Raw genomic sequence first — 21,523 nt, forward strand, 5'->3', positions numbered from 1 at the left:
GCCCCTCGCCTCGCAGGCGATGCGCCGGCTCACGTCTGCCCCCGCGCCAGGCAGGCGCGCGCGGCGCTGCCGATGCAGTTGGCCAGCTGGCGCGCGCCGTGCGACAACGGCGAGTGGCTGGCCGTCAGCAGGAACAGTTGCACCGGGATGGCCGGCGCCCACGGCCGCTGCTGCACCAACGTGGGCGAGGCGGTGGCGGCGGTGAACGGGTCGACCACGGCCATGCCGCCGCCGGCCTCGACCAGCGAGCGGGCGATCTGGTAGGTTTGCACCACGGTGCGGAACACCGGCTGGATGTGCTGCGCCTCGCAGGCGGCCACCACCAGTTCGCCCAGCGGGTCGTTCTCGGCGTGGCCGATCAGGTCGCCGACCAGGCCGGTCGCGCCCAGCGGCGTCTTGCACTCGTCGGCGCGCCAGTAGCCGGCCGGGGCGATCACCGTCATCACGCCCTGGGCGATCGGCTCGGCGACGATGCCGGGGTGGCGCGGGTCCTGCAGCGACAGGGCCAGGTCGGCCTCGCCCAGGCGCAGGGTGTTGACGATCTCGCTGGTGTGGTGGGTGGCCAGCTGGCAGGGTGTCTGGGCGAATTCCTGGCGCCAGGCGCTCATCGCCTGCGGCAGCACGCTGATGGCGATGGTCGGCGTCGAGCACAGGCGGATGGTCTCGACGGCGCGGCCCTTCAGGCTGGCGGCCAGGCGGCGGATGCCTTGCAGGTCGCGGTTGAGCTTTTCCGTCTCGGCGAACAGGCGGTGCGCCTCCGGCTTGGGATAGAGCTTGCCGCGCACCCGTTCGAACAACGGCATGCCCAGCTGCAGCTCGCAGTGCTGCAGCACCTTGGTGACGGCCGGCTGCGAGATGTGCAAGACCTGCGCCGCGCCACTGATGGTGCCGACCTGCATGATGGCGTGGAACACTTCAATGTGACGCAGACGCATGTGCTTCTTTCATAAGTGGAGCCGGATTTCCCTGCAGAATGATCGCAGGATAGGCCAAAGCGCGCCCGCCCGCAACGCCGCGGCCGCCGATGCCGATGCCGATGCCGCCGATACCGCCGATGCCGCCATGTCAAGCATACCCACCAGCACAATCTAGGGTCAGACCATCGGGTCTGACCCTGGCTCTCCGCCTGTGGGTGGCTTGGAAGCCGCCGGCGTTTTTACTGAGCGGAATAGGAGTCAGCTCAATGCGCCTCGGTCGGCTCGGTTGCCGTCGATGCCGCCGGCACCACCGGCGCGGCGGGGATTGCCAGCGGCGCCAAGGCCGGCACCGGCGCCGGGACGGCCGCCGGCATCGGCGCGACCGACAAGGCCGCCGGGCTGGTCAGCACGTCGAGGATGGCGGCGCACTCGGCGTCCGGCACGCCGTCGAACTTGGCCGGGCGGTACTTGGACTGGAAGGCGATCAAGACATTGCGCGTGGCCGGGTCGAGCAGGCCGTTCTGCGGCACCGCGTAGCCGTGCTGGGCCAGCTTCTTCTGGAACCAGGCCGGCTCCGGCACCTGGGCGGCGAACACCGGCTGGCGGGCGGCGACCTGGACGGCGTCCGGCCACAGCACCAGGCCGGCGTCGGCCAGTTGCTTCCACGGGAACATCGGCCCCGGGTCCTGCTTGCGCTGCGGCGCGATGTCGCTGTGGCCGAGAATGTTCTCCGGCACCACGTTGTGGCGCGCGACGATCTGCCTGAGCAGGGGGATCAGCTGGTCGATCTGGGCCTGCTTGAACGGATACCAGACGCGGCCTTCGGGCGTGTCGCGGAAGCCCGGGTTGACGATCTCGATGCCGATCGAGCTGGCGTTGAGCTGGGTATAGGTCTTCCAGTTGCTGACGCCGGCGTGGTTGGCCTGCCGCGACTCGTCGACCAAGGTGTAGAACAGCGGCTGGTCGCTGTCGGTGAGCAGATAGTGGGCGCTCACTTCCTGCTCGGTGAGGATCTTGATCGAGCGCGGCAGATCGCTCACCGTGTAGTGCAGCACGATGAACTTGACCCGGTCGCTCTGGCTGCGCGCGGTGTAGGTGTGGTCCAGACGCGGGCCGGGCGCGGCGCAGCCGGCCAGCAGGGCGAGCAGGGAGGTCAGCAGCAGGGTCTTCTTCACGGGCGTTTTCATGGGCGATCTCTTGGCGGGCCGGAAATGTTGGTCAGACTGGAGTTTACGGCAATCCGCGCCGCCGCGTGGTGTGGTTGTGCCACCGCCTGGCGCAGCGCCAGCTCCGGCGGCAGCGCGGCGCGCATGGCGGCGGCGATCGAGGGGTGCAACTGGGCGGCGCGGCCGGCCAGCACGACGGGCCGCGCGCCGTAGCGGGACACCAGCGCCAGCGCCAACCGGGCCAGCTCGACGCCGGCCCGTTCGAGGATGTGGCGGGCGTCGGCGTCGGCGGCGGCGCTGGCGGCGACGGCCAGCGCCAGCTTGCCGATGGCGCCACGGTCCTGGCCGTAGATGAACTGGCGCGAGGCGTCCCAGTCGCTGCCGCCGACGTGGGCGAAGACGGCGCGCGCCATCGCCGAGTCCTGCCAGGCGCCCGGCGCCTCGTCCTCGCGGCGCCAGATGTGGCGCATCGCCTCGCGGGCGATCCAGAAACCGCCGCCGCCGTCGTCCAGGGTCACGCCACGGCCGCCGGCGCGGTGGAACCGGCCCTGGCCGTCGATCCAGGCGGCGATCGAGCCGGTGCCGGCGTAGACCAGATAGCCTTGGCCGGGTTGGAAGCTGTCGAGGTAGGCGATTTCGATGTCGTTGCGCAGCTGCACGGCCGCTGCCGGCACGGCCAGCAGCTCGGCCAGCCAGGCGCTCAGTTGCGCGCCGTCGCCGCCCAGGCCGAAGCCGGTCAGGCCGGCGCAGACGCCGCCGGCCTGGGCCAACGCGCGCACCTGGCCGGCCAAGGTGGCGAAGATGGCGCGCACCGCGTCGCGCCCGGCCGGGGTGGCCATTTGCAGGGCGGACAGGCCGGCGACGCTGCCTTCGGCCAGGATCTGTCCGCCGGCCGAGGCCAGCGCCCAGCGCGTGCGGCTGCCGCCGGCGTCGATGCCCAGGCCGGGGGCGGAGTCGGGGGGCGTGCTCAGCGTGTCGATTGCCACTGTCTCCTGCGGATGTCTACGGCGGCCCGGGGTTGGCCAAGCCGCCAGCGAGTGTAAAGCCAAACCCCGCGTGGTCGTTCATGAAAGCTTGCGCACATGCTATGCAAAAAAGTTATGGCTTGGGATTGGGCCTCGCCCGCCGCGCCCCTGAGCCAGGGATCGACGGGGACGCCGCCAAGCCAAGGCGCCGGCGGCTACGAAAACCACCCAAAGGCAAAGAGCCGGGGTCAGACCCGCCGGGTCTGACCCCAGATTTAAGCCTCGGGGTTTTGTCCCATCCGTTGGCCGCTAGCGCAGCACCTGCACCCGCTCGCTCTCGTTGCCCAGCCGGTCGACGGCGCTGACCACCACCGCGCTGACGGCGCCGCGCGCGGCGTCGTCGGCCAGCAGCAGGTTGGCGCGGCCGGCCGGCGCCACGGCGAAGCGCCACTCGTTGCCGTAGCGCGACCAGATGGCGTACTGCACCGCCGGCCGCGCGGCGCCGCCGCCGGCGCCCAGCTTGAGCGCCAGGCCGCCGCTCTCGCGCCGCATCGCCACGCTGGGCGCGGCCGGCGGCTCGGCGCCCAGCCAGGGCGTGGCCGGCACCAGCGCGGCGCTCTGGTAGGAGGCGCCCTTCAACTGGTCGCTGACGCCCTTGCGGTTCTCCATCAGCGCGGCGACGCTGAAGTGCACATGGCCGTTGCCGCCGGCGCGGCTGCGCAGCACGCCGATCTGCTTGACGATCTCTTCCGGCGCGAAGGCCTTGGCGCTGTTGTCGATGCGGCTGGTGTACAGCCCCGGCCAGACGTGGCGGCCACGGGTGTTCTGCGCCAGCCAGTAGTCGAGCAACACGTCGAAGGCCTGCGGCGCCTGCGCCACCGGCCAGTACAACTGCGGCGACAGGTAGTCCAGCCAGCCTTTGGCCAGCCAGGTTTCGGCGTCGGCGTACAGCTTGTCGTACTGGCTGAAGCCGACGATGCCGGCCGGGCGGCGGTCGGGCCGGCCGATGCCGAACGGGCTGATGCCGAAACGCACCCAGGATTTTTCCTTGTGGATGCCCAGGTACAGCGCCTCGATCAGCTGGTTGACGTTCTGCCGGCGCCAGTCGGCGCGGCCGAGCTGGCCGCCGCCCAACAGATAGCGCTGCCAGCTCGGCTGGTCGGGGAACTCCAGCTCGCTCTTGGCGCCGGACGGACTGTCCAGCGCGGCGGCCTCGGCGCCGTTGCCGCCGTTCGCCGCCGCCGCGCTGCGCGCCTCGATCGGGTAGGGATAGAAATAGTCGTCGATGTGGACGCCGTCGATGTCGTAGCGGCGCACCACGTCGAGGATCACCGCCAGGGTGTGCGCCGAGGCGGCCGCCTCGCCCGGGTCCATCCACAGGTAGCGGCCGTAGGGCTTGACCGTCTCCGGCCGGGTGTTGGCGATGTGCTCGCGCGTCAGCGGCGTCTTGGCCGTGGCGTGGCGGGCGCGGTAGGGGTTGAACCAGGCGTGCAGCTCCAGTCCACGGGCGTGGGCCTGCTCGATCCAGAACTGCAGCGGGTCGTACAGCGGACTCGGCGCGCGGCCCTGCTGGCCGCTGAGGAACTCCGACCACGGCTCCAGCTCGGACGGGTAGATGGCGTCGGCGCTGGGCCGCACCTGCAGCACGATGGCGTTCAGGTTCAGGTTCTTGGCGCGCTCGAGGATGGCCAGCGCCTCGGCCTGCTGCTTGGCGACGCTGAGGTTGCTGCGGCTGGGCCAGTCGATATTGGCGACGGTGGAAACCCAGGCGGCGCGGAACTCGCGCGGCGCCGGCGGCGGGTTGTTGGCGTCCACCGGCGGCGCCGGAGCGGCAGCGCCGCCCGCGCCGGGCAGCACGCCGCCGGGCGCGGCGCCGGGCTGGCCGGCATTGTCTGGAGGCATCGGCGTGGTGCCGCAGCCGCTCATCAGGACAGCCAGCGCGCCGGCCACGCAGGCGGCCATGGACTGCCGCTTCTTCGCATTTAAAACCAAAACCATTCCCCGATCATGTGCAGCCGTACCGCTTGCAAAAAAACGTATTGTAATGCGGCGCGGCCTTATTTCTTGCCGAACTCCGCTGCGATGCGCACCCGCGCCGCCATGGCGAAGGCCGGCAAGGTCGCCAGGCAGACCCAGATGAAGAAATGCTGGTAACCCAGTTGCTGCTGGATCCAGCCGCTGACCATGCCCGGCAGCATCATGCCGAGCGCCATGAAGCCGGTGCAGATGGCGTAGTGGGCCGTCTTGTGCGGGCCGTCGGCCACCATGATCATGTACAACACGTAGGCGGTGAAACCGAAACCGTAGCCGAACTGCTCGACGGCCAGGCAGGCGGCCACCAGGTAGATGTTTTCCGGCAGCGCGCTGGCCAGGTAGACGAAGATCAGGTCCGGCAGGTGGACCGCGAAGACCATCGGCCACAGGCAGCGCTTGAGGCCGAAGCGCGAGATCAGCAGGCCGCCCAACAGGCCGCCCAGCACCAGGAACAGCATGCCCAGCGAACCGTAGATCAGGCCGACCTGGGCCGTGCTCAGGCCCAGGCCGCCCTGGTCCGCCGGGTCGAGCATGAAGGGCACGGCCAGCTTGAGCAACTGCGCCTCGCCCAGACGGAAGGTCAGCAGGAAGCCGAGGATCAGCCCGATATCGGGCTTTTGGAAGAAGCTGCGGAAGGTGGCCAGGAAGTCGGCCAACAGACTGCCATGGCGCTCGCCGGGCTGGTCGGCGGGCGGCCTGGGCAACATCACCAGGTGGTAGGCGAACAGCAGCAGGAACAGCGCGGCGAGGACGCAGAACACCACCGACCAGGCCAGCCGCGGGTCGCCGCTGGACTCGGTCAGCTTGCCGGCCAAATACACCAGGCTGCCCTGGCCGACGATCATCGCCGCCTTGTAGAAGGTGCTGCGCACGCCGGCGAAGGCGGCCTGCTGGTGTTGCGGCAGGGCCAGCATGTAGTAGCCGTCGGCGGCGATGTCGTGGGTGGCCGAGCTGAAGGCGAGCAGCCAGAGGACGGCCAGGCTCATCTGGAAGAAGGCCGGCAGATGGGTGGTCAGGGCCACCAGCGCCAGCGCGGCGCCGATGAACAGCTGCATGCCGACGATCCAGAAGCGCTTGGTGCGCAGCAGCTCGACCACGGGCGACCACAGCGGTTTAATGACCCAGGGCAGGTACAACCAGCCGGTGTAGAGGGCGATGTCGGTGTTGGAGAAACCGGTGTTCTTGTACATCACCACCGACAGCGTCATCACCACCACATAGGGCAGACCCTGGCCGAAATACAGCGTGGGGATCCACCACCACGGACTAGCTCGTTGCACGCTTTGCATACATCCTTAAAATGATTCGGTTTCAGGCCAAATACAGCCTGGACTGTATCATTTTACCAAGGCGGCACGCACGCTCCCGTCGGCTTGCTCCAGCAGGGCGCCGGCCTGTTCCACGCTGGCCCGGCGCAGCAGCGCGACGATGGCCACCTTGACGTGGAATTGGCACTGCTCCAACACGGCGCGGGCGCTGGCTTCGTCGGCGCCGGTGGCGTGCATGGTCAGGCGCACCGAGCGCTGCACCAGCTTGGCGTTGGTCGGCTTCAAGTCTACCATCAAGTTTCCATACACTTTGTGCTGGCGCACCATCAGCGCGCTGGAAATAGTGTTGAGAACGATCTTCTGCGCCGTGCCCGCCTTCAGCCGCGTGCTGCCGGAGATGATTTCCGCCCCGGTGTCGAGGGTGATGCCGACGTCGGCCTCGCGCGTCAGCGGCGCGCCGGCGTTGTTGGCGATGCCGATGGTCAAGGCGCCGCGCTCGCGCGCCGCCCGCAGCGCGCCCAGCACATACGGCGTGGCGCCGGAGGCGGCCAGCAGCAGCACCACGTCGACGGCGCCCGGCGCCAGCCGGTCCAGATCCAGCCCGCCCTGGCGCAGATCGTCCTCGGCGCCCTCGACGGCGGTGAACATGGCGCCCTGGCCGCCGGCCAGGATGGCCAGCGCGCGCGCGTGCGGCCAGGAAAAGGTGGGGTAGAGTTCGACGCTGTCGAGCACGCCGAGGCGGCCCGAGGTGCCGGCGCCGACATAGATCAGCCGGCCGCCGGCCGCCAGCCGTGGCGCGGCCGCCTCGATGGCGGCGGCGATGCTGGCCGAGGCGGCGCGCACCGCCTGCACCGCGTGCAACTGCTCGTCGACGAAGGCCTGCACCAGCTCGGCGGCGCCGTACTGGTCCAGGCCGCTGTGCGCCAGACTGGGGGTTTCGGTTTTCAACATCGCCATATCGGGGCGCCGCGCGGCGCCGGCCTAGAGAATTCGATGAAACCAGTGTAATACCAAACCCGGCCGCCAGGCCATGAAAGCTGACGCCGCGGCCATGCCAAAAGGTTATGCGCCGCGGCGCATCTCGGCGACGAAATCATAGTGGTCGCTGCGGCAATACGAATGGGTCAACTCGACCGCCTCGCCCGACTCCAGATAGGCGATGCGGGTGATGAACAGCACCGCCTGGCCGACCGGCACGTCGAGGCGGGCGGCCAGCTCGGCCGAGGCGTTCATCGCGCGGATGTGCTGTAGCGCCCGCGCCGGCGGCTTGCCGATGCCGTCCAGATATTGGTAGAGCGAGGCGCCGATCGCCTCCGGGTCGGCCACTATGCTCTGCGGCAACACGCTGACCTCGTAGGCCATCACCACGTCGTCGGCCAAGCGCAGCCGCTCCAGCCGCGCCACGCGGGCGTTGGGCGACAGGCCCAGGCTGAGTTGCTCGTCGGCGCTGGCGCTGACCACGGCGCGCTTCAACCAGCGCGAACCGGGCTGGTAGCCGCGCTGCGACAGTTGCTCGGAAAAGCTGGTCAGGTTCGACAGCGGCTGCTCGATGCGCGGCGCGATGTAGTTGCCCGAACCACGGCGGCGCACCACCAGGCCCTGGTCGACCAGCTGGTCGATGGCCTTGCGCGCCGTCACCCGCGAGACGCTGAGCAACTCCGACAGGTTGCGCTCCGACGGCAGCGCCTGGTCGACCTGGTAGCGGCCGTTGCGCACCTCGTCGCTCAGCTTGCGGGCGATTTGCATATACAAGGGTGAGCTATCGTTGCTGTCGGCCGTGAATTCGAAACTGGTGTGGCTCATACAATTCTCCTATCGCCTCTAGTGTAATAGCGATATGCCCGTCCGGTGTAATTTTGCTACATGAAATGTGCGGATTCCCGCCCGGGATGTGCCGATGCGCCGGCAAAGCCGGCCGCGTGCCTGATTCTACCCCGTCCGGCATACCTCCCGGTTATGGCTTGCACACCACGATTCATTGGTCGGCGGCCGGGCCAGCCGCCACACTCTGGACTTTCAACACACGGCCCTCGGCGGGCCGCAAGCGAGGCGGAATGCGGCAGCAAGTGATCGTGATCGGTGGCGGCGTAATCGGCCTCTCGACAGCCTGGTGGCTGCTCGAGGCCGGCTACCGCGTGACCTTGCTGGAGCGCGAGGCCACGCTGGCCAGCGCCGCCAGCTTCGGCAACGGCGGCCAGCTCAGCTACCGCTATGTGGCGCCGCTGGCCGACGCCGGCGTGCCGCTGAAGGCGCTGCTGTGGCTGACCCAGCGCGACGGCCCGCTGCGCTTCCGCCCGGAGGCCGACCTGCGCCAATGGCGTTGGCTGGCGCAATTCCTGCGCAACTGCAACGCCACGAGCAACCGCCGCACCAGCGCCACCCTGCTGCAACTGGGCGAACTGAGCCGCCAGGCGATGGCCCAGCTGGCGCCGACGGTGCCGCCGGCCGCCTTCGCCTGGCGCGACGCCGGCAAGCTGGTGGTGTACCGCTCGCGCCGGGCCTTCGCCACGGCGCTGGCGCGGGCCGAGCGGGAACGCAACGAGCAGGCCGACCAGGCCACGCCGCCCGGCCAGCCGGCCCGCGCCGCCCGGCACTGGGCGCAGGCGCTGACGCCGGCCGAGGCGGTGGCGCGCGAACCGGCGCTGGCCGCGCTGCGACCGGCGCTGGCCGGCGGCATCTTCACCGCCGGCGAGGCGGTGGCCGATTGCCACGCCTTCTGCATGGCGCTGGAGCGGCGCCTGCACGCCCATCCGAACTTCCTCGGCGTGCTGCAGGCCGAGGCCTACGGCTTCCACCACGAGCACGGCAAGATCTCCGCGTTGTCGACCAGCGCCGGCTGGCTGGCGGCCGACCAGTACGTGCTGGCGGCGGGCGTGCAGAGCCGCGACCTGGCCGCCAGCGCCGGGCTGTATCTGCCGCTGTATCCGCTCAAGGGCTACAGCCTGAGCGCGCCGATCCGGCCGCAGGACCGCGCGCCCGAGGTCAGCGTCACCGACTTCGAACGCAAGGTCTTGTACGCCCGCATCGGCGGCCAGCTGCGCGTGGCGGCGATGGTCGATATGGTCGGCGAGGACCACGGCGTCGACCCCGGCCGCGTCGCCGGCCTGACCCGGCTGGCGCGCGAGGCCATGCCCGGCGCCGCCGACTACGCCGCCGCCACGCCCTGGTCCGGCCTGCGCCCGGCCACGCCGAGCAGCGCGCCCATCGTCGGCGCCACCCGCTACGACAACCTGTGGCTCAACGTCGGCCACGGCCCGCTCGGCTTCACCTTCGCCTGCGGCACGGCCAGCCTGCTGGCCGGGCTGATGCGCGGCAAAAACCCGCCGTTCGCGCTGGACGGGCTGACCCTGCGGCGCTGAGGGTCAGTGCGGCAGTTTCAGCATAAGGGCCGCGATCAAGGCCGTTTGCAGCATGCCGACACCGACCACCCAACGGACCAGCTCGGCTTTCACTTCTGCGATCCGTGCCTCAAGCAAGGCCTGCACACGGTCAATTTTGGCGTCTAGCTTGACGTACATCGCCTCAACTTTGGCATCCAGCAGGTCGATCTTGCCGCCCAATTGCTCAATCTTGTTGTCCTGCCGGCTTACGCTCGCGGTGCTGGCCGCCACTTGCTCCATCAGTTCCGTCATCATTTCCGCCTGCACATCAGCGGCTTTTTCCGGGATGCCACCGTCCACCAGTCGCTTGGCATACCTGTGGCTGTCAAAAAGAGTAGCGGTCATCATCGGGCTCCGGTCGGTGTGCTTATTATTTCATCATAGGCCGGCACACGTCGCGCGCAAGCGGCCTACGCAACACTAAGGCTTGCACCCGGGACATCGAATTGGCGGATAATGCTGGATTGTTCCGCAGCCCGTCCCCCGATCACATGCCCAAAAAGCCCTCCTCGCCCGCGACCTGTCCCTGCGGCGGCCCCTCCCTCGCCGCCTGCTGCGGCCCGTATCTCGACGGCAGCGCCATCGCGCCCACGGCCGAGACGCTGATGCGCTCGCGCTACACCGCCTACACCCGGGGCGACGAGGCGTATCTGCGCGCCAGCTGGCACGCCAGCACCCGCCCGAGCGAGCCGATCGTGAGCAAAGATGAAAAATTGCAGTGGCTGGGACTTGAGGTAAAATCTGCTTTACGTTTACGTCAACGTAAAGCAGAATCGCCGGACCGCGATGCCGCCCCGGATCGCGACACGGTCGAGTTTGTCGCCCGCTGCAAGGTCGACGGCCGCGCCCAGCGCCTCCACGAAGTGAGCAACTTCGTGCGCGAGCAGGGCGCGGACGGCCTGCGCTGGTATTACGTCGACGGTAGTTTTCCAGAATAGAACGCGTCGGAGACAACGCGACCACAAGAGGAACAGCAATGCCGCATATCGAAAGCAAACTCAATCCGCGCAGCGACGACTTCAAGGCCAACGCCGCCGCCATGCAGAGCATCGTCGACGACCTGCGCGACAAGGTCGCCAAGATCGCCGAGGGCGGCGGCGCCGCCGCCTCGGCCAAGCACGTCGCCCGTGGCAAGCTGCTGCCGCGCGAACGCGTGCAGATGCTGCTCGATCCCGGCACGCCCTTCCTCGAATTCTCGCAAATGGCCGCCTACGGCATGTACCAGGACGGCAACGGCGTCGACGCCGCGCCGGCCGCCGGCATCATCACCGGCATCGGCCGCGTCTGCGGCCAGGAATGCGTCATCGTCTGCAACGACGCCACCGTCAAGGGCGGCACCTACTACCCGATCACCGTCAAGAAGCACCTGCGCGCGCAGGAGATCGCCGACCAGAACAACCTGCCCTGCATCTACCTGGTCGACTCCGGCGGCGCCAACCTGCCCAACCAGGACGACGTCTTCCCCGACCGCGACCACTTCGGCCGCATCTTCTACAACCAGGCCAACCTGTCGGCCAAGGGCATCCCGCAGATCGCCGTGGTGATGGGCTCCTGCACCGCCGGCGGCGCCTACGTGCCGGCGATGAGCGACGAGTCGATCATCGTCAAGGAGCAGGGCACCATCTTCCTCGGCGGCCCGCCGCTGGTGAAGGCGGCCACCGGCGAGGTGGTCAGCGCCGAGGACCTGGGCGGCGGCGACGTCCACACCCGCCTGTCCGGCGTGGTCGACCACCTGGCGCAGAACGACCTGCACGCGCTGTCGCTGGCGCGCACCATCGTCGCCAATTTGAACCGCGTCAAGCCGCAGCAGATGGCGCTGCGCGAATCGGCCGAGCCGAAATACCCGGCGCAGGAACTGTACGGCGTGATCCCGCTCGACACCCGCAAACCGTTCGACGTGCGCGAGGTGATCGCCCGCATCGTCGACGGCAGCGACTTCGACGAGTTCAAGGCGCGCTACGGCACCACCCTGATCTGCGGCTTCGCCCACATCTTCGGCATGAAGGTCGGCATCATCGCCAACAACGGCATCCTGTTCTCCGAGTCGGCGCTGAAAGGCACCCACTTCATCGAGCTGTGCGCGCAACGCAAGATCCCGCTGGTGTTCCTGCAAAATATCACCGGCTTCATGGTCGGCCGCAAATACGAAAACGAGGGCATCGCCCGCAACGGCGCCAAGATGGTCACCGCCGTGGCCACCGCCGCCGCGCCCAAGTTCACCGTCATCATCGGCGGCAGCTTCGGCGCCGGCAACTACGGCATGTGCGGCCGCGCCTTCTCGCCGCGCTTCATGTGGATGTGGCCGAACGCGCGCATCTCGGTGATGGGCGGCGACCAGGCCGCCAGCGTGCTGGCCACCGTCAAGCGCGACGGCATCGAGGGCAAGGGCGGCCAGTGGTCGGCCGAGGAGGAGGCCGCCTTCAAGCAGCCGATCAAGGAGCAGTACGAGCGGCAGGGCCACCCCTACTACGCCACCGCGCGGCTGTGGGACGACGGCGTCATCGACCCGGCCGACACCCGCATGGTGCTGGGCCTGGGCCTGTCGGCCGCGCTCAACGCCGAAATCCCGGACACCAAGTTCGGCGTCTTCCGCATGTGATCGGGGCGACGACGATGAACTATCAAACCTTGAACATCACCATCGCCGGCGCGCTGGCCACCGTCACGCTCGACCGGCCCGACGTGCGCAACGCCTTCAACGACACCACCATCGCCGAACTGGCGCTGGCCTTCGACGAGTTGGGCCGCGACGCAGCGCTGCGCGCCATCGTCCTGGCCGCCAACGGCCCGGCCTTCTGCGCCGGCGCCGACCTGAATTGGATGAAGAAAATGGCCGGCTACACGCACGCCGAAAACCAGGCCGACGCGCTGCAACTGGCGCGGATGCTGCGCACCATCTACCTGTGCCCCAAGCCGGTGGTGGCCAAGGTGCAGGGCGATTGCTACGCCGGCGGCATGGGCCTGGTGGCCGCCTGCGACATCATCGTGGCGGCCGAGGAGGTCAACTTCTGCCTGAGCGAGGTGAAGCTGGGACTGATCCCGGCGACCATCTCGCCCTACGTCATCAAGGCCATGGGCGAGAACGCGGCGCGGCGCTACTTCCTGACGGCGGAGCGCTTCTCCGCCCGGGAGGCGCTGCGCCTCGGCCTGGTCCACGAGCTGGTCGAGGCCGGGGCGCTCGACGCCAAGGTGGCCGAGATCGTCAAGGCGCTGAGCAGCAACAGCCCGCACGCCGTGCGGCAGGCCAAGGTGCTGGTGCGCGACATGGCGGGACAAAGCGTGAACGACGCGCTGCTGGCCGACACGGCCGAGCGCATCGCCCACATCCGCGCTTCCGAACAGGGCCGCGAAGGCGTCGCCTCGTTCCTGGAGAAGCGCAAGCCGAACTGGCTCAATTAGCATGGCCGCCCGCCACCCCGTCGTCCTCGCGCAAGCGGGGACCCATACGGCGCCGGCCAGAATGCACAGCATGGGTTGCCGCGCGCGCGGCAACGACGGGGTTTTGATACGTCTGGAGTTTTTTTGGAATTGAACACACAAACCGACCTGGTCGCCCGCAGCCTGCGCAGTGTATGGCACCCGTGCACCCAAATGCAGCACCACGCCGCGCCCGACAACGCCGTGCCGCTGATCCCGGTCAGCCACGGCCGTGGCGCCTGGCTGTACGACCATGAAGGCCGCCGCTACCTCGACGCCATCAGCTCCTGGTGGGTCAACCTGTTCGGCCACGCCAACCCGCGCATCAACGCGGCGCTGAAGGACCAGCTCGACCGCCTGGAGCACGCCATGCTGGCCGGCTTCACCCACGAGCCGGTGGTTCAATTGTCGGAAAAACTCAACGCCCTGACCGGCGGCGTGCTGGGCCACTGCTTCTACGCCAGCGACGGCGCCTCGGCGGTGGAGATCGCGCTGAAGATGAGCTTCCACGCCTGGCGCAACAGCGGCCTGGCCGACAAACAGGAATTCGTCTGCCTCAAGGGCAGCTACCACGGCGAAACCATCGGCGCGCTGGCGGTCACCGATGTGGCCCTGTTCAAGGACGCCTACGGCCCGCTGCTGCGCGCCACGCAAACGGTGATCTCGCCCGACACGCGCCGCGCCGCCGAGGGCGAGTCCGAACAGGACGTGGCGCGCCGCGCCGCCGCCGACGTCGAACTGCTGTTCCAGCAGCGCAGCGACAAGATCGCCGCCATCATCATCGAACCGCTGGTGCAGTGCGCCACCGGCATGGCGATGCACGATCCGCTCTACCTGAAGCTGGTGCGCGAGCTGTGCGAGCGCCACCAGGTGCACATGATCCTCGACGAGATCGCCGTCGGCTGCGGCCGCACCGGCACCTTCTTCGCCTGCGAGCAGGCCGGCATCTGGCCCGACTTCCTCTGCCTGTCGAAGGGCATCAGCGGCGGCTACCTGCCCTTGTCGCTGGTGATGACGCGCGACGACATCTACCAGACCTTCTACAGCAGCGACGTCACGCGCGGCTTCCTGCACTCGCACTCCTACACCGGCAACCCGCTGGCCTGCCGCGCCGCCCTGGCCACCTTGCAGATCTTCGAGGACGACAATGTGTTGGCCAACAACCGGCTGCGCGGCGCCCGTCTGACGGCGGCGCTGGCGCCGCTGGCCGAACACGAGCAGGTGCGCCACTTCCGCCAGCGCGGCATGATCTGGGCCTTCGACGCGATCGACGCGGCGCCGGACTTCTCGCGCCGCTTCTTCACCGCCGCGCTGCAGAAGGAGCTGCTGATGCGCCCGATCGGCGCGACCGTCTACATGATGCCGCCGTATATCCTCGACGACGAGGAAATCGACGGCCTGGCGGCCGGCACGCTGGCCGTGTTCCAGCAAGTCATGGCGGGCCAGTGATGGAACTGCTGAGCCGCCTCGACCGCCAGCTGCAAACGCTGGAACAACACAGCCTGATCCGCCAGCGGCGCACCGTCGACACGCCCTGTGGCCCGCGCGTGCGCGTCGGCGGACGCGAGCTGCTGGCCTTTTGCAGCAACGACTACCTGGGCCTGGCCGGCCACCCGGCGCTGGCCGAGGCGCTGCGCGAAGGCGCCAGCCTGTACGGCGCCGGCAGCGGCGCCTCGCACCTGATCAGCGGCCACGGCCGCGCCCACGCCCAACTGGAGGAACGCCTGGCGCAGTTCGTCGGCGCCCACCTGGAGTCGCCGCGCGCGCTGACCTTCAGCACCGGCTACATGGCCAACCTGGCCGTGCTGACCGGCCTGACCGCCGGCGACAAGGACGCCGAGATCTTCTCCGAGGCGCTCAACCACGCCTCGCTGATCGACGGCGCGCGCCTGTCGCGCGCCAAGGTCAGCGTGTATCCGCACGCCGACCTGGCCGCGCTGGGCGCGCTGCTGGCCGCCAGCACGGCCGCCAACAAGGTGGTGGTGAGCGACAGCGTGTTCAGCATGGACGGCGACCTGGCACCGCTGCCGGCCCTGCTGGCCCTGTGCGAACGGCACGGCGCCTGGCTGGTGGTGGACGACGCCCACGGCTTCGGCGCCCTCGGCGCCAACGGCCACGGCGCGCTCGAACACTTCGACCTGCGCTCGCCCTACCTGGTCTACATGGGCACGCTGGGCAAGGCGGCCGGCGTCGGCGGCGCCTTCGTCGCGGCGCACGAAATCGTCATCGAAACGCTGATCCAGAAAAGCCGGCCCTACATCTTCACTACCGCCGCGCCGCCGGCGCTGGCGCACGCGCTGCTGACCAGCCTCGATCTGCTCGAAGGCGCCGAGGGCCGCGCCCGCCGCGCCCACCTGCACACCCTGGTGGCCCAGCTCGACGCCGGCCTGGCGCTCAAGCGCTGGCGGCGCATGCCGTCGACGACGGCGATCCAACCCATCGTCATCGGCGACAGTGCCGAGACCATGAACGCCGGCGCCGCCCTGTACGAACAAGGTTTGTGGGTCGGCGCGATCCGCCCGCCGACCGTCCCCGCCGGCACGGCGCGCCTGCGCGCCACGCTGTCGGCCGGCCACACCGGCGCCGAGGTGGCGCAATTGATCACCGCACTCAACGCATTGGAAAGGACCTGACATGAGCCTCGACGATCCCATCGCCACCCAGGTGCGGCCGGCAGCGGCCGCCGCCGGCATGGCGCCGCGCTTCGCCTGCTTCGTCACCGGCACCGACACCGAGATCGGCAAGACGCTGGTCTCGGCGGCGCTGCTGCACGCGCTGGTCAAACGCGGCGTGCGCGCCTGCGGCATGAAACCGATCGCCGCCGGCGCCGAACTGCGCAACGGCAAATGGCACAACGAGGACGCCGACCAGCTGATCGCCGCCGGCAACGTCAACCTGCCGCAGGCGCTGACCACGCCCTTCCTGCTGAAAACGCCGGCGGCGCCGCACATCGCCGCCGAGCTGGACGACACCTACATCTCGCCGGTGCCGATCCTGGCCGCCTACATCGAGGTCAGCGCCGCCTCGGACGCGGTGGTGGTCGAGGGCGTGGGCGGCTTCCGCGTGCCGCTCAACGAGGAATTCGACACCGCCGACCTGGCCGAGCAGCTCGACCTGCCGGTGGTGCTGGTGGTCGGCATGCGGCTCGGCTGCATCAGCCACGCCCTGCTGACGGTCGAGGCGATCGCCGCGCGCAACCTGATGCTGGCCGGCTGGGTCGCCAACGAGCTGTCCGACGACATGCCCTATATCGACGAGAACATCGAGGCGCTGCAGGCGCGCATCCCGGCGCCGCTGCTGGGCCGCGTGCCACGCCTGAAAGAACCCTGCGCCGCCGCCGCCGCGGCCCACCTGGACTTTAGCCAACTGCCGAACTGGCCGGCCGACGCCAAGGCCTAGTCGCCAACACAAGAACAATTGAACGAAGAAGGAATCACGATGTCCCAGAACCAAGAAATCAAAGCAGTCTCGCTGCACCGTCCGACCGCCGCCATCACCCTGCCGGCGGCCGCCACCTGGCCGCTGGAGGACGTGCTGGCGCTGTTCGACCTGCCCTTCAACGAACTGATGTTCCAGGCCCAGCAAAGCCACCGTCTCAACTTCCCCGACGGCGACGTCGAACTGGCCACGCTGTTGTCGATCAAGACCGGCGGCTGCGAGGAAGACTGCGGCTACTGCCCGCAGGCGGCGCGCTACGACACCGGCGTCGAGGCCAAGAAGATCCTCGCCATCGACACCGTGCTCGACGCGGCGCGCCAGGCCAAGGCCAACGGCGCCACCCGCTTCTGCATGGGCGCCGCCTGGCGCGGTCCGAAAGACCGCGACATGGACAAGGTCGAAGAGATGGTGCGCGAAGTGAAGGCGCTGGGCCTGGAGACCTGCGCCACGCTGGGCATGCTGGAGGAAGGCCAGGCCGACCGCCTGAAGAACGCCGGCCTGGACTACTACAACCACAACCTCGACACCGCGCCCGAGTTCTACGACAACGTCATCTCGACGCGCGAATACCAGGACCGCCTGGACACGCTGGGCCGCGTGCGCGAAGCCGGCCTGAAGGTCTGCTGCGGCGGCATCGTCGGCATGGGCGAAACGCGCCTGCAGCGCGCCGGCCTGATCGCCCAGCTGGCCAACCTGAACCCGTATCCGGAGTCGGTGCCGGTCAACCACCTGGTGCAGGTGGAGGGCACGCCGCTGTTCGGCCTCGACCCGCTCGATCCGTTCGAATTCGTCCGCACCATCGCCGTCGCCCGCATCACCATGCCGAAGGCGCGCGTGCGCCTGTCGGCCGGCCGCCGCCAGATGGGCGAGGCGGTGCAGGCGATGTGCTTCCTAGCCGGCGCCAACTCGATCTTCTATGGCGACAAGCTGCTCACCACCGACAACCCGGAGGCCGAGGACGACCGCACGCTGTTGAACAAACTGGGCCTGCAAACCCGTGGCGCCATGCTCGACTCGGCGCCGAAAGAGAAGTGCGGCTGCTGATTGAAAACGCCGGGGGCGCCACCAGCACCCCCAGGCCGAAAGCCGGGGTCGGACCCCTCGGGGTCCGACCCCAGAATTACGCCGTTGGGTTGACGCCAAGCCGCCGGCGCAATCCGCCCCGGAACACACGCAGCACACCACGAACTCGAATAAGAAAACTTCCAGCCACGAGCTGCAAAGAAAGAGACCATGTTCACAAAAATCCTGATCGCCAACCGTGGTGAAATCGCCTGCCGCGTCGCCGCCACCGCCCGCCGCCTCGGTGTCAAAACCGTCGCCGTGTACTCGGAGGCCGACGCCAACGCCAAGCACGTCGCCGTCTGCGACGAGGCGGTGCTGATCGGTCCGGCCGCCGCCAAGGAGAGCTACCTGTGCGGCGACAAGATCATCGCCGTGGCGCTGGCCACCGGCGCCCAGGCGATCCATCCCGGCTACGGCTTCCTTTCCGAGAACGCCGACTTCGCCGACGCCTGCGCGGCGGCCGGCCTGGTCTTCATCGGGCCGCCGGCCTCGGCGATGCGGGCGATGGGCTCCAAGTCCGCCGCCAAGTCGCTGATGGAGAAGGCCAAGGTGCCGCTGGTGCCGGGCTACCACGGCGACAACCAGGACGCCGACTTCCTCCACGGCCAGGCCGACCAGATCGGCTACCCGGTGCTGCTCAAGGCCTCGGCCGGCGGCGGCGGCAAGGGCATGCGGGTGATCGAGGGATCGGCCGAATTCAAGGCCGCGCTGGCCTCCTGCAAACGCGAGGCGATCAGCTCCTTCGGCGACGACAAGGTGCTGGCCGAGAAGTACCTGCAGCGTCCGCGCCACATCGAGATCCAGGTCTTCGCCGACACCCTGGGCAACTGCATCTACCTGTTCGAGCGCGACTGCTCGGTGCAGCGCCGCCACCAGAAAGTGCTGGAGGAGGCGCCGGCGCCGAACATGCCGGCCGAACGCCGCGCCGCCATGGGCGAGGCCGCCGTGGCCGCCGCCAAGGCGGTCGGCTATGTCGGCGCCGGCACGGTGGAGTTCATCGCCAACCAGGACGGCACGTTCTACTTCATGGAGATGAACACCCGCCTGCAGGTCGAGCATCCGGTGACGGAAATGATCACCGGCACCGACCTGGTCGAATGGCAGTTGCGCGTCGCCGCCGGCGAACCGCTGCCGAAGCGGCAGGACGAGCTGGCCATCAACGGCCACGCCATCGAGGCGCGCATCTACGCCGAGAACCCGGAGAAGGGCTTCCTGCCGTCGATCGGCACGCTGCGCCACCTGCAGACGCCGGACGCGGTCGCCTTCGAACTGGGCGGCGCGCCGGCCCACGGCGGCGGCGGCGGCGTGCCGGCCGGCGTGCGCATCGACTCGGGCGTGCGCGAGGGCGACGCCATCTCGCCGTTCTACGATCCGATGATCGCCAAATTGATCGTCTGGGGCGCCGACCGCAAACAGGCGCTGGCGCGCATGGCGCAGGCGCTGGCGCAGTACCAGATCGTCGGCCTGGCCTCCAACATCGCCTTCCTCAAGCGCCTGGTCGAAGGCCAGGCGTTTTCCAGCGCCGACCTCGACACCGGTCTGATCGAACGCAACCAGGCCGAGTTGTTCCCGGCCGCCCAGGCCGCGCCGGCCGCCGCGCTGGCGCTGGCCGCCGTCGCGCTGATCGAGGCGGAGAAGGACGTCTCGGCGGCGCAGTCCGGCGCCAACCGCGCCGACCCGTGGGGCCAGGCGCTGGGCTGGCGCATGAACAATCCCTACACCCGCGCGCTGTCGTTCGGCGACGACTATGCCGCCGCGCTGCCGGCCAAGGCCTACGCCGTCAAGCTGACCTACCGCGCCGGCGACTGGCTGCTCGACCTGCCCGGCAATCCCGCGCACGCGCCCTGCGTGGTCAGCCTGATGGCGCAGGACGGCAATGACTTCAGCATCAAGGTCGGCGAGCGCGCCGTGCACGGCACCGTGCGCCGCGACGGCGAACTGCTGCACGTGTTCACCGGCGGCGCCCACTATCCGCTGGCGTACCACGACCCGATGGCGCACGCCGGCGAAAGCGAGGCCGAAGGCGGCCGCCTGACCGCGCCGATGCCGGGCAAGGTGGTGGCCGTGCTGGCCACCAAGGGCCAGCAGGTGAAGAAGGGCGACGCGCTGGTCATCATGGAAGCCATGAAGATGGAGCACACCATCGCCGCGCCGCACGACGGCCTGGTCGAAGAAGTGTTGTACGGCGTCGGCGACCAGGTCGCCGACGGCGCGCCGCTGCTGGCCTTCAAAGCGGCGGCGTAAAGGGAGGACGTATGCGTATTCTTTTACATCGCGCCGACGGCATGACCGAGCCGTGGATCAAGGACTTCGGCAAGCACCTGCCGGACGCCGAGGTGGTGGTCTGGCGCGCCGGCGAAACGCCGCCGCCCTGCGACTATGCCGTCGTCTGGTCGCCGCCCGAGGCCATGCTGGCCGACCTGGGCGGGGTCAAGGCGACCTTCCTCACCGGCGCCGGGGTCGACGGCCTGCTGCGCTTCGGCGACAAGCTGCCGCGCCACGTGCCCTTCATCCGCCTGGAGGACGCCGGCATGGCGATTCAGATGGCCGAGTATGTGACCCACGCGGTGCTGCGCTACTACCGCCGCTTCGACGAGTACGAGACGCTGGCGCGCGCCGGCCAGTGGGCGCCGCTGCCGCAGCATAACAAGGAGGACTTCTCCATCGGCCTGCTCGGCATGGGCGCGCTGGGCGGCCGCGTGCTGGAGGCGCTGGCGCCGTTCGGCTTCCCGCTGCGCGGCTGGAGCCGCAGCGCCAAGGAGATGGCCGGCGTGCAGTGCTTCCACGGCGCCGACGGCCTCGACACCTTCCTGCGCGGCAGCCGCGTGCTGGTCTGCCTGCTGCCGCTGACCACCGACACCAGCAACCTGATCGACCGCAGCAATATGTCCAAGCTGCCGCAGGGCGCCTACCTGATCAACGTGGCGCGCGGCGCCCACCTCGCCGAACCGGATCTGCTCACGCTGATCAAGTCCGGCCACATCGCCGCCGCCACGCTGGACGTGTTGCGCAACGAGCCGCTGCCGAGCCAGCATCCGTTCTGGCAGGAGCCGCGCATCACCATCACGCCGCACATCTCGGCCGTGACGCTGCGGCGCGAGAGCGTGCAGCAGATCGCCGAAAAAATCCTCAAGATCGAGGCGGGTGAAATGGTCGACGGCATCGTCGACCGCATCCGCGGTTACTGAGCAAGGAGAAGAATATGAACACAGCCATCGCATTGCCCAAGCACGTCAAGATCGTCGAAGTCGGCCCGCGCGACGGCCTGCAGAATGAAAAGGAAAGCGTGCCGGCCGAGGTCAAGATCGAGCTGGTCAATCGCCTGTCGAGCGCCGGCTTGCGCAACATCGAGGCGGCCTCCTTCGTCTCGCCGAAGTGGGTGCCGCAGATGGCCACCAGCGCCGAGGTGATGGCCGCCATCGAACGCCGCCCCGGCGTGGTGTATTCCGCGCTGACGCCGAACATGCAGGGCTTCGACGCCGCGCTGGCGGCCAGGGCCGGCGAGGTGGTGATCTTCGGCTCGGCCTCGGAGGCCTTCTCGCAGAAGAACATCAACTGCTCGATCGCCGAATCGATCGCCCGCTTCGAGGGCGTCGCCAAGGCGGCCAAGCAGCACGGCCTGCGCCTGCGCGGCAGCATCAGCTGCGCCTTCGGCTGCCCCTACCAGGGCGCGGTGCCGCTCGACGCCGTGGCCGACGTGGTGGGCCGCATGCGCGACCTGGGCTGCGACGAGATCGACATCGCCGACACCATCGGCGTGGCGACGCCGCGCCAGACCCAGGCGGTGATGCAGCGCGCGGCGCAGGAGTTCGCCATCGGCGGCCTGTCCGGCCACTTCCACGACACCTACGGCCAGGCGCTGGCCAACATCTA

At 69.1% G+C, this 21,523-nt stretch carries 19 protein-coding genes; 11 read left to right on the forward strand and 8 right to left on the reverse strand.

Annotated features, from left to right (window positions below):
• Window positions 1–29: 29 nt before the first annotated feature.
• The 7 genes from H7U20_RS06800 to H7U20_RS06830 all read right to left on the reverse strand — a co-directional run bounded on the left by H7U20_RS06800 (window position 30) and on the right by H7U20_RS06830 (window position 8,153).
• Window positions 30–935, reverse strand: a complete 906-nt coding sequence (locus H7U20_RS06800; protein WP_199518841.1) for a LysR family transcriptional regulator — start codon at window positions 933–935, stop codon at window positions 30–32.
• Window positions 936–1,180: 245 nt separating this feature from the next.
• Entirely contained in the window at window positions 1,181–2,104 is a 924-nt protein-coding gene (locus tag H7U20_RS06805; protein WP_233410544.1) for a peptidoglycan recognition protein family protein, read from the reverse strand.
• Window positions 2,101–3,063 carry an N-acetylglucosamine kinase gene (locus H7U20_RS06810; protein WP_370593095.1) on the reverse strand — a complete coding sequence of 321 codons (963 nt, stop codon included), beginning with the start codon at window positions 3,061–3,063 and terminating at the stop codon, window positions 2,101–2,103. The genes H7U20_RS06805 and H7U20_RS06810 overlap by 4 nt, the downstream gene beginning before the upstream one ends.
• 294 nt (window positions 3,064–3,357) lie before the next feature.
• Window positions 3,358–5,010 carry a glycoside hydrolase family 10 protein gene (locus tag H7U20_RS06815; RefSeq protein WP_233410545.1) on the reverse strand — a complete coding sequence of 551 codons (1,653 nt, stop codon included), beginning with the start codon at window positions 5,008–5,010 and terminating at the stop codon, window positions 3,358–3,360.
• A gap of 95 nt (window positions 5,011–5,105) precedes the next feature.
• A complete protein-coding gene (locus tag H7U20_RS06820) occupies window positions 5,106–6,371 on the reverse strand; it encodes an MFS transporter (protein WP_199518843.1) in 1,266 nt (421 codons plus the stop codon).
• A 48-nt stretch (window positions 6,372–6,419) separates the two neighbouring features.
• Window positions 6,420–7,301 (reverse strand): N-acetylmuramic acid 6-phosphate etherase, encoded by an 882-nt coding sequence (locus H7U20_RS06825; protein ID WP_199518844.1) that lies wholly within the window; start codon window positions 7,299–7,301, stop codon window positions 6,420–6,422.
• 111 nt (window positions 7,302–7,412) lie between these two features.
• Window positions 7,413–8,153: a GntR family transcriptional regulator gene (locus H7U20_RS06830; RefSeq protein ID WP_199518845.1), complete on the reverse strand. Its 741-nt coding sequence runs from the start codon at window positions 8,151–8,153 to the stop codon at window positions 7,413–7,415.
• A gap of 251 nt (window positions 8,154–8,404) precedes the next feature.
• Here H7U20_RS06830 and H7U20_RS06835 point away from each other — a divergent pair, with 251 nt between their 5' ends.
• Complete coding sequence (locus H7U20_RS06835; RefSeq protein WP_199518846.1) at window positions 8,405–9,709, forward strand: D-amino acid dehydrogenase; 1,305 nt, start codon at window positions 8,405–8,407, stop codon at window positions 9,707–9,709.
• Window positions 9,710–9,712: 3 nt separating this feature from the next.
• Here the strand turns inward: H7U20_RS06835 and H7U20_RS06840 are convergent, their stop codons facing one another.
• The gene (locus tag H7U20_RS06840; protein WP_199518847.1) at window positions 9,713–10,078 is read right to left on the reverse strand and encodes a hypothetical protein; all 366 of its coding nucleotides are present in this window, start codon (window positions 10,076–10,078) and stop codon (window positions 9,713–9,715) included.
• 143 nt (window positions 10,079–10,221) lie between these two features.
• Between H7U20_RS06840 and H7U20_RS06845 the strand changes: the two genes are divergently transcribed.
• The 10 genes from H7U20_RS06845 to H7U20_RS06890 form a co-directional block, all read left to right on the forward strand.
• Window positions 10,222–10,668, forward strand: coding sequence for a YchJ family protein (locus H7U20_RS06845; RefSeq protein WP_199518848.1), 447 nt, complete (start codon window positions 10,222–10,224; stop codon window positions 10,666–10,668).
• 38 nt (window positions 10,669–10,706) lie between these two features.
• Entirely contained in the window at window positions 10,707–12,329 is a 1,623-nt protein-coding gene (locus H7U20_RS06850) for a carboxyl transferase domain-containing protein (RefSeq protein WP_199518849.1), read from the forward strand.
• Window positions 12,330–12,343: 14 nt separating this feature from the next.
• Entirely contained in the window at window positions 12,344–13,129 is a 786-nt protein-coding gene (locus tag H7U20_RS06855) for an enoyl-CoA hydratase/isomerase family protein (protein WP_199518850.1), read from the forward strand.
• A gap of 123 nt (window positions 13,130–13,252) precedes the next feature.
• Window positions 13,253–14,596, forward strand: coding sequence for an adenosylmethionine--8-amino-7-oxononanoate transaminase (bioA, locus tag H7U20_RS06860; RefSeq protein WP_199518851.1), 1,344 nt, complete (start codon window positions 13,253–13,255; stop codon window positions 14,594–14,596).
• Window positions 14,596–15,780, forward strand: a complete 1,185-nt coding sequence (gene bioF, locus H7U20_RS06865) for an 8-amino-7-oxononanoate synthase (protein WP_199518852.1) — start codon at window positions 14,596–14,598, stop codon at window positions 15,778–15,780. Before bioA ends, bioF begins: the two co-directional genes overlap by 1 nt.
• A gap of 1 nt (window position 15,781) precedes the next feature.
• On the forward strand, window positions 15,782–16,546 hold the full coding sequence (gene bioD, locus H7U20_RS06870) for a dethiobiotin synthase (RefSeq protein WP_199518853.1): 765 nt from the start codon (window positions 15,782–15,784) through the stop codon (window positions 16,544–16,546).
• 39 nt (window positions 16,547–16,585) lie between these two features.
• Complete coding sequence (gene bioB, locus H7U20_RS06875; protein WP_199518854.1) at window positions 16,586–17,629, forward strand: biotin synthase BioB; 1,044 nt, start codon at window positions 16,586–16,588, stop codon at window positions 17,627–17,629.
• Window positions 17,630–17,818: 189 nt separating this feature from the next.
• Entirely contained in the window at window positions 17,819–19,894 is a 2,076-nt protein-coding gene (locus tag H7U20_RS06880) for an acetyl/propionyl/methylcrotonyl-CoA carboxylase subunit alpha (RefSeq protein WP_199518855.1), read from the forward strand.
• Window positions 19,895–19,905: 11 nt separating this feature from the next.
• Window positions 19,906–20,838 carry a 2-hydroxyacid dehydrogenase gene (locus H7U20_RS06885; protein ID WP_199518856.1) on the forward strand — a complete coding sequence of 311 codons (933 nt, stop codon included), beginning with the start codon at window positions 19,906–19,908 and terminating at the stop codon, window positions 20,836–20,838.
• Window positions 20,839–20,852: 14 nt separating this feature from the next.
• A partial coding sequence (locus H7U20_RS06890) for a hydroxymethylglutaryl-CoA lyase (RefSeq protein WP_233410546.1) occupies window positions 20,853–21,523 on the forward strand: 671 nt, incomplete at its 3' end.

Source organism: Rugamonas violacea, assembly GCF_016461825.1.
GTDB lineage: Bacteria > Pseudomonadota > Gammaproteobacteria > Burkholderiales > Burkholderiaceae_D > Rugamonas.

Bases quoted from the DNA above. Each gene is read 5' to 3' on its own strand.
- H7U20_RS06835 (WP_199518846.1), top strand. From the start codon at position 8,405: ATGCGGCAGCAAGTGATCGTGATCGGTGGCGGCGTAATCGGCCTCTCG.
- H7U20_RS06805 (WP_233410544.1), bottom strand. From the start codon at position 2,104: ATGAAAACGCCCGTGAAGAAGACCCTGCTGCTGACCTCCCTGCTCGCC.
- H7U20_RS06885 (WP_199518856.1), top strand. From the start codon at position 19,906: ATGCGTATTCTTTTACATCGCGCCGACGGCATGACCGAGCCGTGGATC.
- bioB (WP_199518854.1), top strand. From the start codon at position 16,586: ATGTCCCAGAACCAAGAAATCAAAGCAGTCTCGCTGCACCGTCCGACC.
- H7U20_RS06850 (WP_199518849.1), top strand. From the start codon at position 10,707: ATGCCGCATATCGAAAGCAAACTCAATCCGCGCAGCGACGACTTCAAG.
- H7U20_RS06815 (WP_233410545.1), bottom strand. From the start codon at position 5,010: ATGGCCGCCTGCGTGGCCGGCGCGCTGGCTGTCCTGATGAGCGGCTGC.
- bioD (WP_199518853.1), top strand. From the start codon at position 15,782: ATGAGCCTCGACGATCCCATCGCCACCCAGGTGCGGCCGGCAGCGGCC.
- H7U20_RS06840 (WP_199518847.1), bottom strand. From the start codon at position 10,078: ATGATGACCGCTACTCTTTTTGACAGCCACAGGTATGCCAAGCGACTG.
- H7U20_RS06880 (WP_199518855.1), top strand. From the start codon at position 17,819: ATGTTCACAAAAATCCTGATCGCCAACCGTGGTGAAATCGCCTGCCGC.
- bioF (WP_199518852.1), top strand. From the start codon at position 14,596: ATGGAACTGCTGAGCCGCCTCGACCGCCAGCTGCAAACGCTGGAACAA.
- H7U20_RS06830 (WP_199518845.1), bottom strand. From the start codon at position 8,153: ATGAGCCACACCAGTTTCGAATTCACGGCCGACAGCAACGATAGCTCA.
- H7U20_RS06845 (WP_199518848.1), top strand. From the start codon at position 10,222: ATGCCCAAAAAGCCCTCCTCGCCCGCGACCTGTCCCTGCGGCGGCCCC.
- H7U20_RS06800 (WP_199518841.1), bottom strand. From the start codon at position 935: ATGCGTCTGCGTCACATTGAAGTGTTCCACGCCATCATGCAGGTCGGC.
- H7U20_RS06855 (WP_199518850.1), top strand. From the start codon at position 12,344: ATGAACTATCAAACCTTGAACATCACCATCGCCGGCGCGCTGGCCACC.
- H7U20_RS06825 (WP_199518844.1), bottom strand. From the start codon at position 7,301: ATGTTGAAAACCGAAACCCCCAGTCTGGCGCACAGCGGCCTGGACCAG.
- H7U20_RS06820 (WP_199518843.1), bottom strand. From the start codon at position 6,371: ATGCAAAGCGTGCAACGAGCTAGTCCGTGGTGGTGGATCCCCACGCTG.